The sequence below is a fragment of the Nitrospirillum iridis genome (genome assembly GCF_014205765.1).
GTDB lineage: Bacteria > Pseudomonadota > Alphaproteobacteria > Azospirillales > Azospirillaceae > Nitrospirillum > Nitrospirillum iridis.
Window position 1 is genome coordinate 115,533 of sequence record NZ_JACIIZ010000004.1, and the last position, 12,021, is coordinate 127,553.

Sequence of the window (12,021 nt, forward strand, 5' to 3'; positions counted from 1 at the left end):
CTTGCGGACGCCGGGTGGTCCAGGGTGGGAAATCATCCCAGGCGGATCCGCACCTGGTGCAGGGCGGCATCATCCACCAGAGGCAGGCGTAACGGCCGTTCCAGCAGGGGCGTTCCATCAAGGCTGGCGTGCGCCACGCCGCGCTCCACGCCATCCGGGTTGTCGACCCGGATGTGATAGCGGGCGCCGCCATGACGCAGCGTGATGTCGAACCCGGGCCAGCCGCCAGGGATGCAGGGGTCCAGATGGAGGACCGCGCCCCGGATCCGCAGGCCCAGGACGCCTTCCATGCCCGCCCGCTGCATCCAGCCCGCCGACCCCGTGTACCAGGTCCAGCCGCCGCGCCCCAGGTGGGGCGGGACCGCGTAGATGTCCGCGGCCACGACATAGGGTTCCACCTTGTAGCGCTGCGCGTCGGCCCGGGTGAGGCTGTGGTTGATGGGATTGAGCAGGGACAGCAGTTCCATGGCCTTGCCGCCTTGGCCCAGGGCGGCGAGCGCCAGCACCGACCAGGCGGCGGCGTGGGTGTACTGGCCGCCGTTCTCCCGGATGCCGGGTGGGTAGCCCTTGATATATCCCGGGTCCTGCGGCGTCTGGTCGAAGGGTGGGGTGAACAGCAGCGCCAGCTTGTCGTTCGGCAGGATCAGGTGGCGTCCCACCGCCGCCATGGCGTGGGCCGCCCGACCCACCGGGGCGGCACCCGACAGCACGGCCCAGGACTGGGCGATGGCGTCGATGCGGCATTCCTGGCTGGCCGCCGACCCCAGCGGCGTGCCGTCGTCGAACCAGCCCCGCCGGTACCAGCCGCCGTCCCACGCCTCCCGCTCCAGCGCGTCCTGCAGGCCGGTGGCGTGGGCGCGCCACGCCGTCGCGCGGGGGGAATCCCCCCGGGCGTCGGCCAGGGGGGCGAAGGCCGTCAGGGTGGCGTACAGCAGCCAGGCCAGCCAGACGCTTTCGCCGCGGCCGTCTTCGCCGACGCGGTTCATCCCGTCGTTCCAGTCACCCGTGCCGATCAGCGGCAGGCCGTGGGCGCCGAGGGCAAGGCTGTCGTCCAGCCCCCGGGCGCAATGATCGAACAAGGTGCCGACGGTGTCGGAGATGGTGGGGGCGAAGAAGATGTCATGCTCCCCGGCCGCCAGGCGCGGCCCTTCCAGGAAGGGTACCGTCACGTCCAGGATGCCAGCGTCGCCCGCCGCGGCGACATAGTGCGCCGTGGCATGGGCCAGCCATACCCGATCATCGGAAATGCGGGTGCGCACGCCCTGGCCGGAATGCGGCAGCCACCAATGCTGGACGTCGCCCTCGATGAATTGCCGGCCCGCCGCCCGCAGCAGGTGGTCGCGCGTCAGGGCTGGGCGGGTATGGACCAGCGCCATGCCATCCTGCAACTGGTCCCGGAAGCCGTAGGCGCCACTGGATTGATAGAAGGCTGATCGGGCCCAGACCCGGCAGGCCAGGGTTTGGTACAGCAGCCAGCCATTCAGCATGATGTCCAGGGCGCGGTCGGGGGTCTTCACCTGGACCGCACCCAGCACCGCCGCCCAATGCGCCTCCACCCCGGCCAGGATGGCGTCGGGGTCGGTGGCGCGATACCGGGCGACCAGGTCGCGCGCCGCCTCGGCATCGGCCGCCTCACCCAGCAGCAGGATGACGTCGACGGTGCCGTGGGCGGCCAGGGCCAGCGGGGCGCGCAGGGCGCCGCAGGGGTCCAGCCCGGCCCCCACCGTGTTGGAAAGCGGCGCCCGGCCGCCCAAGGCGGCGGGGTTGGCCAGGGTGCCGTTGCGCCCGATGAATTCGCGGCGGTCGCCCGTCCAGTCGGTCTGGCGGCCGCCGAGGTCGATGAAGGCGACACGGGCGCCAAAGGCCGCGTTCCAGCGGTTGCGGGCGAACAGGGCGCCGGTGCCGGGGTCGATCTCCGTCATCACGAAGGGGGCCGAGCCCGAGCGCGATGGGCCCAGCACCCATTGCACATAGGCGGTGAGCGACAGACGCCGGGGACGGCCGGAAACGTCGTGAAGGCGCAGGCGGGTGATCTTGACCGGATCGTCCAGGGGGACGAACTGCACCAGGTCCACCGCCAGGCCATGGGCCGTGTGCTGGAACCGGCTGTACCCCCAGCCGTGGCGGGCGGTGTAGGTGGTGGCCCGCTCGCGGATGGGCTGGGCCAGCGGGCTCCACAGCGCGCCGCTGTCATCGTCCCGCAGGTAGAGCGCTTCGCCCGGGCGGTCGGTGACGGGATCGTTGGACCAGGGCGTTATCTGGTTCTCCCGGCTGGACACGGACCAGGTGTAGCCGCCGCCGTCGGTCGAAACCTGGAAGCCGAAGGCGGGGTTGGCGATGACGTTGATCCAGGGCGCCGGGGTGGACTGGCCGGGCCCGAGAATGGTGACATATTCCCGCCCGCCGTCGGCGAAGCCGCCCAGGCCGTTGAAGAACTCCAGCGCCGCCGGCGGGGACGATGTGGTTTCCGTAAGCGCGGATGGGGGCGGAAGGTCGGGGCGCCGGGGGGGCGGCCTGGCCGGGACTTTGGCTTCCGGCGCCTGGTCCAGCTGGTCGGACAGGGGGCCGCGCCACCCCGCCAGCACCACGCGCGCCACCGACAGCAGCAGGGCGCGGGCGTCTGTCGGCATGAGATCGGCGCGCAGCAGGAAGACCTGTCCGGACGGCCCCGCCACGTCGACCTTGGGCCGGGCCTGGGCGGACCGGGTCAGCGCCTCCAGCGCCACCTGGAGATCCTGGACATAGGAGGAGCCACGCTCGTTCAGGATGACGACGTCGACGGCGAACTGCTTCATCCGCCAATATTCGTGGGCCCGCAGCACCTGGCGGGCGAGGTCGAGTTCGTCCGTCTCCGTGATGCGCAGCAGCAGCAGGGGCAGGTCGCCGGAAATGCCGTGCGGCCACAGTCCCGCCTGTCCCCCAGCCCCGCGCCGGATGGTGTCGGAGGAGGGGCGCAGGGTGGGTGCCGCGTGCAGCAGATGCCCCGCCAGGCGCTGGAACACGCCGGCCTCGCCGGGGTCGATGCCCAAATGGTGAAGCTGAACCTGCGCCTGCGTCCAGGCCAGGGTGGCGGTGCGGTCGAAGGCGGTGATGTCGCGATGGGCGTCGGCCAGGTCCAGAACGGCGTCACGGCTGGGCGCGACCAGGGTCCAGAAGGCGATCCGCGTGACGCCGCCGGGAAGCACGCGGACCCGGCGGCGCAAGGCGAAGATCGGATCCAGCACCGTGCCGGTGGTATTGGACAGGGGCCGGCCGTCGACCACGGCGCCCGGCGCCCGCACCTCCCGGCCGCGCCCCAGGAAGCGGGCCCTGTCGGTCTCGATCTCCGCCTTGCCCACGGCGTCCCCCTCGACGACGGCCATGTGGGCCGCCCAGACCTCTGGCTCCATCGGCGTCCGCCGCCGCCGGGTGGCCAGGATGGCGCCGACCTCCGGCAGGTATTCGGTCTGGACGAACAGCTTGGAGAAGGCGGGATGCGCCATGTCGGCCGCTTGCGGGGCCAGCACCAGCTCCGCGTAGGACGTCACCTCGATCTCCCGCGTCCGCTCGCCGGTGTTGTACAGGGAGACGCGGCGGACCTCGCCCGCATCCTCGCCGGAGACCAGCACGTCCAGGGTCGTGGTCAGGCTACCGTCGCGCCGGGTGAATTCGGCGCGGTCTTCCTTGAACGCCACCTCGTAGGCATCGGGTTCGGCACCGCTGGGCTGGAAGGCGGCGGACCACACGGTCTCGCTGGCGACATCGCGCAGGAAGATGTAGCTGCCCCAGTCGTCGCAGGTGGCGTCCTCGCGCCACCGGGTCACCGCCAGGTCGCGCCAACGGCTGTAGCCGGACCCGGCGGCGGTGATCATCACCCCGTATTGCCCGTTGGACAGCAGGTGGGCGGCGGGTGACGCCCCATGCGGGGAGGTGAGGCGCCGGCCGCTGACCAACCTGACGTCGGGGACCGCCGCGCCGGACGTCGCCTCCGCCGCCAGCGGCCGGGCGATGGCCACGTCGCGCGGCGTGCGCTCCTGCAACAGCAGTTCCGCCGCCTTGACCATGGGTTCGGCATGGAAGCGGGTCCGCATCAGCCCGTCCAGCAGGGTGTCGGCGATGGCGACGATGGTCATGCCCTGGTGATGCGCCATGTAGGCGCGCACGATGGCCAGGCTGTGCCCCTGGGGCAGGCGCTGGGCGGTGTAGTCCAGCGCCTCGTAATAGCCGTAGCGCCCCCGCGCCCCGACCCGGGCCAGCAGCGCCAGGTTGCGGGCGGCGGCGGCCGGGTCGACCATGGTGGCCAGCGCCGTGGCGTAGGGCGCGATCACGGTGCTGTCGCCCAGGCCGCGCTTCAGCCCCAGGCTGGGGACGCCGAAGTTGGAATATTGATAGGTGAATTCCAGGTCGCGGGCGTTATAGGCGGATTCCGAGACGCCCCAGGGGACGTTCCGGGTCGCCGCGTAGTCCTGCTGGCGCCGCACGATCAGCCGGCTGGTCTGTTCGATCAAGCTGCCGGCCGGCGCGCGCATGACCAGTGAGGGCATCAGATACTCGAACATCGATCCCGACCAGGAGATCAGGGCGGCGCCATGGGCCACGGGCGTGACCGTGCGGCCCAGCCGGAACCAGTGCCGCGCCGGGACGTCCCCCTTGGCGATGGCCAGGAAGCTGGCCAACCGCGCCTCGGACGCCAGCAGATCATAGCAACTGGGGTCCAGCGTGCCCTCGGGCACGAGGTAGCCGATGGACAGCAGCATACGCTCCCGGTCCAGCAGGAACTCGAAGTCCATGGCCAGCGCCATGGCCCGGGCCGTTTCCTCCAGGGTCGACAGGCGTGAGGTCAGATCGCCGTCCAATCCCTCCGGGACCGTGCCGTCCGGTGTGTCCAGGTCGCGCCGATGGCTGGCGATGGAGCGCTGGACGGCCCCCACCCAGAACAGCATGTCCAGGCCCTCGCCCGCCGTGGTCTGCTCGCCGTCCAGCGTGCTGGCGATGCTGTCCAGCGCGCCGGTTTCAGCCGCCAGATCGGCCAGCCGCCGCGCCAGGGTTTCGCCGTCCAGCGGACTGCGCGCCAGGCCCTCCGTCAAGGCGGCCAGCGCCGCATCGAGATGGCGCCGGGTCGCCGTGGCGCCTTGGCCAGCACCCTGGCCGCGATCGTCCAGCCGCTGGATCTCCTCGCCCGCCACGTCCAGCGCGTCCATGATGCCGGACAGTCGCCGGGCGTCGGCCAAAGGCGCGCGCCGCCAATCCGCCACGGCGTTGGCCAGCGCGATCAAATGGCCCGCCAGGTTGCCGCTGTCGACCGAGGAGATGTAGGGCGGGTCCAGCGGCCGCCGATCCTGCGTGTCGTACCAGTTGTAGAAGTGCCCGCGAAAGCGGCTCAGCGAGGCCATGGTGGCCAGGGTGGCCTCCAGCCGCTCCACCGCCTCGATCGATCCCAGCCAGCCGAAATCCCGGGCGCTGGCCACCGACAGGAGGTAAAGGCCGAGGTTGGTGGGCGAGGTGCGGTGGGCCAGCACGGGCGCCGGGTCTTCCTGGAAGTTGTCGGGCGGCAGCATGTGGTCGGCGGCCGTGACGAAGCGCTCGAAAAAGCGCCAGGTGCGGCGGGCGGTGCGGCGCAGGGCTCCGGCCTCCGCCGCCGACAGGGCCATGCGCTCCATCATGCGGGGCGACAGGCTGATCCGATGGGCGATGGCGGGGGATGCCAGCCACAGGACGGCGAAGGCCGCCGCCAGCGGCTCCGTTCCCTGGCCCGACAGCCAGGCGGCGCCGATGGCCACGACACCGAGGGCTGGCGCCGCGGCCATGCGGCGATAGAAGCCCAGGCGGCCTGGGCGCGGACCATCGGCGGCCTGCGCCGCGGTGACCCATTCCAGCAGGTGCCGGCGGGTGACGAACAGCCGCCCCAGGGTCCGCCCGATGGCGTCGGCCATCAGCCACGCGCGGTGGGCCAGGAACGTGACCTGCAGGGCCGACAAGGTCAGCGCCAGGCGCAGATCGCCCGCCAGGGCCCGGAGGTGGCTGCGCAGGGTGATGTCGCCATGGCGGGGCAGGACCGCGCCCAGCAGGGGAACCAGGGGCGGCAGCAGAAGCGTCACCAGCATGAAGGCCGTCCACGCCAACGCGTCAGGGAACGGCAGGGTCCAACCCGCCAGCAGCGCCGCGACCGCCAGGGGCGCTGTCAGCGTCCGCCGCAGATTGTCGATCATCTTCCAGCGGCCCAGGATCGGCACCGTCCCGGGCGCGCGCCCCAGGCCCAGTATCCAGGGCAGCAACTGCCAGTCGCCCCGCGCCCAGCGGTGGTCGCGCTGGGCGGCGACGTCATAGCGGGCGGGGAATTCCTCCACCACCTCGATGTCCGAGGCCAGCCCGGCGCGGGCGTATACCCCCTCGAACAGATCGTGGCTGAGCAAGGTGGAGTCCGGCACGCGGCCGGCCAACGCCGCCTCGAAGGCGTCGACCTCGTAGATGCCCTTGCCGGCGTAGGAGCCTTCGCCGAACAGGTCCTGGTAGACGTCGGAGACGGCGCCCGCGTACGGGTCGATGCCGCCGATGCCGGAATAGGCGCGCTGGAACAGCGACCCCTCGCGCCCGATGGGCAGCGCCGGCGTCACCCGTGGCTGCATCACCGCATATCCCTCCACCACCCGGCCGGCGCGCGCGTCGAACCGCGGCCGGTTCAGGGGGTGGGCCATCTTGCCGATCAACCGCCGCACGGTGTCGCGGGGCAGGCGCGTGTCGGCGTCCAGGGTCAGGACATAGCGGATCCCCGTCGGCACGGTGGGGATCTGGCCGTCTGTCGCCACGAAGGTGGTGGCGGTGTCGCCCCGCAACAGGCGGTTCAGTTCATGCAATTTGCCGCGCTTGCGCTCCCATCCCATCCACCGCCCTTCGCCGGCGTTCCACACCCGGCGGCGGTGGAGCAGCAGGAAGCGCGGGCCGCCGTCGCCCGGCACCGGGCCATAGCGCCCGTTCAGGCGGTCGATGCCGGCCGTGGCATTGGCCAGCAGGACGTCATCGCCTTCCGCGCGCTCCCCGTCGGCATCCAGCCAGTCGGTCAGCAGGGCGAAATGAAGGTTGTCCTCCGGGTTGGCGAGATGATGGACCTCCAGCTGTTCCAGCAGGTCCTCGACCGCGCGGGGCGTGCTGAGCAGGCTGGGAACCGCCACCAGGGTGCGCAGCGTGGCCGGAACACCATGGCGCAGTTCCAGGGCGGGCAGCAGGGCGGCGCCGAAGCCCCAGAGGGCCAGGCGATTGACGATGGCGACGGCGGCGTCGATGGCCGGGATCGCGCCCAGGGCGCCCAGCAGCGCCAACCTGGGGCCCGACAGTCCCGTGGCCGCGATCCCCAGCAGTGGTGCCGCCAACAGGACGGCGGTGATCAGGACGATGGCTCCGCCATAGCCGCCCAGCCCCAGCCGCTGGTTGAGGCGGCTGGACAGGCGGCGCAGCGGTGGACGATAGCCGATGGCGGCTTCGAAGGCGGCCCGGCCGCCGGCGATCAGATGGTATCCGGAATCGCCCCGGCGGTCGCCGTCTTCTTCGCGTTGCCGGCCCCGGGCCGCGGTTCCGACGGCATAGTGGGCGATGTCGATCTCGCTGAGCGCCGATCCCCGCGCCAATGTCTCTATGGCGCTGCGGTAGAGATTGCGCGTCGGGAAATCCATGGTCTGGAAGGTGCCGTCGGCGGCCAGCACGTCATCGACCAGGCTGACCCGTTCCACCAGGTCCATCCAGTCGACATCCGACACCAGGCGCATGCTGGTGACGATGTTGCGGACGGTGACGCTGGCGGCACCCTGGCGCTGATGCACATCCTGGACGACGGCGTCGACCGTGGTGTCCCGGTCCGCCAGCCGCTGGTCCAGCCAGGTCAGCGCCGGTGTCACCCGGGGGTCCTGGTCACGCAGACGGTATACCAGTTGGACCGCCAGGGTGTCGGGCAGGGGCGTGCCGTCATGGGGGGCCAGCACGGCCGCCGCCGGTTCCGCCTTGCGCTCGCCGGCGCCCAGCAACCGGTCGGCCAGGGCGTCCGCCGTTTGCCGGGCGGTCCGGTTGAACACCGTGGCCTCCGCCAGGCGGCGCAGGTTTTCGATCAGCACGAAGCGCAGGGTGATGGCCAGCGCCCACAGCTCGCCGACGGTCAGCGGCTGAACCTGCTGATAGGCCCGCACGTATCGGCACAGCGTCTCCGGATCGAAGCGGCTGTCGGTGTGGGCGACGAAGGCCCAGGCGACGCCCAATACCCGCGGATATCCCTGGAAGGGTCCCACGGCCAGCTTGGGTAGCTGCCGGTAATAGCCGGGCGGCAGGTCGGTGATGACCTCGTGTATCTGGCGCTCGACGAGATGATAGTTGTCGATCAGCCATTCCGCCGCCGGGGTGATGGCATCCCCCGCTTCGGCGGCCTTGACCAGGGTGCGGTGGGCGGCCAGCAGCGTGGCGGCGTTGTCCGCAAGTCGCGTCGCCAGGGGGCGCCCGGCCGCCGCCCTGGCCGTGACCGCCTGGGCGGCGGCCAGGCTGCGGGCATGGTCCTCCAGCCGTTCGACGCTGAACAGTTCGGCCCGGATGGGGGCCGTGTTGTCCCACGGCGCGGTCCTGGCGGGTCGGCTGAACGGATGGCGGAGGCGGTGGAGAAGGCTGGTGGCGTGAAGGGCGACGGGGGGGCGGGCCAAACTCATTGATCTCCTATGCGCCCGGTGTCTCGGGTGGGGGCTTTGCGGCGGCCGGCGGTCCCTTGAGCGCCGGCAGGGCGATGGCGTGCTGGATCGCCCGGACCAGGTCGGCCTCGTAAAACGGCTTCTGGATCGATACCGCCCCCGGGTTCCGCGCCTGGACGCCCGCGCGGTCCCCGCTGATGAACAGGTGCGGAATGGCGTCCTGGCGCGCGATCGTCGCCATGGCGCCGAGGCCGCTGCCTTCGCCCAACTGGGCGTCGACGATCATCAGGTCCGGCCGTAGCTGGGCCGCCGCCGCCACGGCACCGGCCTCCGTCGTCTCGATGGCGCACACCTCGTGCCCCAGATCGACCAGCATCTCGGCCAGCAGCAGGCTGATCAGGGCGTTGTCTTCCACCAGCAGGATGCGGAGCGTCCTCATGGGCGGGGGGCGCTGTCCGGCCCGCCTTCGTTGGTCCACGATTCCAGGGAACCATCGGGTTTCGACAGCGCCGTCATGCCACCGGGGCCGACTTCCCCCTCGCCCATGGCGCGGGCCAGGCGGCGGAACCGTGAGGGCTGGACCGCCGCCGGGGCGTGGTGGGACTCGACCAGCCATAGCTGCTGATCGATGCCGCGCGTGATCTCCATCAGGATGTCGGCCGTCGCCGGGTCGCCGGCCTCCACGGCGTTGCCCGCCGCCTCGCGCGTCGCCTGCCCGAAGGAGGCCAAGGCGCCCGACAGGGCGAACAGGTGGCGCGGCGCGTCGGCGACGCCCAGGTGATACGGCAACAGAAAGGATCGTTCCGCCGCCGCCTGGACCGTGCAGTGGGCGGTACCGCCCAGGGCGGCCGTGCGTCCGGCCAGCAGGTTCGCGTAGCCGTCCACCCGCGCCGCGACCCGATCAAACAGCAGGTGCAGTGCCACGCAATTGGCGCCGCGCACATTCCATCGCGCCTGCCTCACCTGGGCGTGCAGATCGATGGCGGACGCCAGATGGTGGTTCAGGGTGTCGACGGATCGCGTTCGCACCGTCGACGGCAAGGTGTTGCGGGTTGGGTGCATGGGCATGGTCTCCGGTGCGGGGCCCAACTGGCGTCGAGGGGCGGGCGTCGAGAGGCGGCCGTCAGTAGGCCGGGGGGCGCGGTGCCGCGGCTAGCGGCGTATCTTGGAAATCTTCGTGCCTTCGATGCTGATGCCGGCCATCAGCCCTTGCTGGTCGAAGATGAAGGCGTAGGCGTCGTCCTGCAGCGAGGAGGAGGACAGGTTCTTGGCGACGCCCTCATCCACGACGACGACCGTCGGCCCCACGCCGATCTCCCAGCCCTTGCTGTCGTAGACATAGGTTTCCGCCTTGGCGGTCATCAGGAAGACGACGTAGCCGTAGGACTGGGCGCCCGCCTGCAGGCCCCAGGAACCGGTGACGGAATTGTAATACCCCTGCACCTTCGGCCCCTGGCGCAGCACGCCCTCGCCATAGGCGCCGCCGAACACCAGGCCGGCCTTGACGATGTTGGGGAAGATCAGCACCGACCGCGCCTTGCGCGACAGCGTTTCCGCCAGCGGGTTGGTCTTGTACAGGCGGTGCAGGGCCTGGTCGGCATCCTTGTTCAGGTCGTCCGCCGTGGCGGCGGTGGCGGTCTGGCCCGGTGCCAGGGCTGTCATGCCGGCCGTGGCCAGTGTCGCCGCCAGGAAAAGGGATCGGATCATGCTCATGGCAATGCGGTCCTGATTTTTGAGGACGGCGGTTGAGCCCCCGCTTGGGAGGGTCAGCGCCAGGGCCCTGCCGCCGGATTTTCATCGGTCGGAACCCAGGGGAGACGGAACCGGGGGAGGTGACGGCGCCCAGGGCGGCCGGCGTCTCCGCCACGTCTAATGGCAGTGTGACGATAGCGGCATGCCTTCCGGCGCGGCAGCGTCGGAAACTACTCAGGCCGCCGACCGCGAATGTTGGCTATTCGGCGAAATGTCCCGGGCCCTGTCCGGCCAAGGAGGCCTTGAGGGCCCCGCTGATTTCCTGGATGAGGGCGGTTTCGAAGAAGGGCCTCTGCGTCGTGGCGAACCAAGGTCGCTGCGTCGCGATTTCGCTGCCGTCCCCGCGGATGAACAGGTGGGCGACCGGACCCGCGCGGTCGGTGTCGCCGATCCTGTCACCGACTTCGGCCAGCCGAGCGTCGACGATCATCAGGTCGGGCCGGTGCATGGTCGCGGCCGCCACCGCGCCCGCCCCGGTATGTTCAAGCGCGCAGACGTCATGCCCCATGCCGGTGAGCAACTCGGCCAAAAAGCGGCCGACCAGGACATTGTCGTCAACGACCACGATACGGAGCGACTTCATGGCTGCCTGCTTTCTAGAGGATGGCCCCCCCATCGCCGTTGACGGGGTCGGATGATGAACGCGATCCAGGTCCCCGGGCGGCGGTCAGCGCCGCATTCGGGCGATCCTGGTGCCGTCGATATTGATACCGGCCATCAGCCCGTCCTGATCGAAGATGAAGGCGTAGGCGTCGTCCGGCAGCGATGAGGACGACAGTTTCGCGGCCGTCCCCTCATCCACCAGGACCACCGTCGGGCCCACGCCGATCTCCCAGCCCATGCTGTCCTGGGCGTAGATTTCAGCCTTCGGCGTCATCAGGAAAACGACATAACCATAGGGCTGGGCGCCCGGCCACAGGTGGTCCGCCGGCAGGCCCAAGGGGGCGGCGACGCAATTGTAATAGCCCTCGACCCTCGATCCGCGTTTCAGCACCCCCTCGCCATAGGCGCTGCCGAGCACGAGGCCCGCCTTGACGACATTGGGAAAGATCAGTACCGAGCGGGCTTTTCGCGACAGGGTTTCGGCCAGGGCGTTGGTCTTGTACAGGCGATGCAGCGCCTGATCGGCGTCATTGTTCAAGTCGTTCACCGCCGGGAGGTCAAGCAATGACGCCCGGTCCATCGGCGTGAACGTGGCCAGCGACACAGCCAGAAAAAGCTGCTTTGCAATCAGAGCCATAGGCGCGCTCCTTTCCCATGATGGAAACGTCGGCACTATTCCAACTATAAATCCCGCTTGGGCCCGGTGGTGGAACCTCACCTCATGGTGGCCCCATCGGACTCGTGCCGCTCGTGCAGACCGGGCGTCACTAAAATCCCAGGATGAATGTGGGTAGGTGCGGCAATCTCTAATTGTCGAGCCTAGCGATGGTCCGCCGGTCGCCACAGAATCGGAAAATACTTATAGGCCGGGGGTATATGCCGTATCGGCAGTTTTTTATTCGAAGTTCATGTATAGTTCTCCTTTAATGAAGAAGTTGTGGTATCATTAAGTTCTTCGCCGTTTTTTGGCGGCAATCAAAAGAATGAGAGCATGGCACTGAACCTTCCGGCCCAAGGGGGCGCGTGG

The 12,021-nt window shown here is 70.1% G+C and carries 6 protein-coding genes; all 6 read right to left on the reverse strand.

Translation table 11 applies throughout. The annotated features are described in order from the left end of the window. Positions 1 to 32: 32 nt before the first annotated feature. Complete coding sequence (locus tag FHS74_RS08155) at positions 33 to 8,654, reverse strand: GH36-type glycosyl hydrolase domain-containing protein (protein ID WP_246462995.1); 8,622 nt, start codon at positions 8,652 to 8,654, stop codon at positions 33 to 35. 13 nt (positions 8,655 to 8,667) lie between these two features. Continuing rightward, positions 8,668 to 9,078, reverse strand: a complete 411-nt coding sequence (locus FHS74_RS08160) for a response regulator (RefSeq protein ID WP_184799326.1) — start codon at positions 9,076 to 9,078, stop codon at positions 8,668 to 8,670. Next, positions 9,075 to 9,701 carry a DNA starvation/stationary phase protection protein Dps gene (gene dps, locus FHS74_RS08165; RefSeq protein ID WP_184799328.1) on the reverse strand — a complete coding sequence of 209 codons (627 nt, stop codon included), beginning with the start codon at positions 9,699 to 9,701 and terminating at the stop codon, positions 9,075 to 9,077. The genes FHS74_RS08160 and dps overlap by 4 nt, the downstream gene beginning before the upstream one ends. Positions 9,702 to 9,791: 90 nt before the next feature. Then, the gene (locus FHS74_RS08170) at positions 9,792 to 10,352 is read right to left on the reverse strand and encodes a lipid-binding SYLF domain-containing protein (protein ID WP_184799330.1); all 561 of its coding nucleotides are present in this window, start codon (positions 10,350 to 10,352) and stop codon (positions 9,792 to 9,794) included. Between the two features lie 238 nt (positions 10,353 to 10,590). Continuing rightward, a complete protein-coding gene (locus FHS74_RS08175; RefSeq protein ID WP_184799332.1) occupies positions 10,591 to 10,956 on the reverse strand; it encodes an ANTAR domain-containing protein in 366 nt (121 codons plus the stop codon). 102 nt (positions 10,957 to 11,058) lie between these two features. Further along, a complete protein-coding gene (locus FHS74_RS08180) occupies positions 11,059 to 11,631 on the reverse strand; it encodes a lipid-binding SYLF domain-containing protein (RefSeq protein WP_184799334.1) in 573 nt (190 codons plus the stop codon). Positions 11,632 to 12,021: the final 390 nt, after the last annotated feature.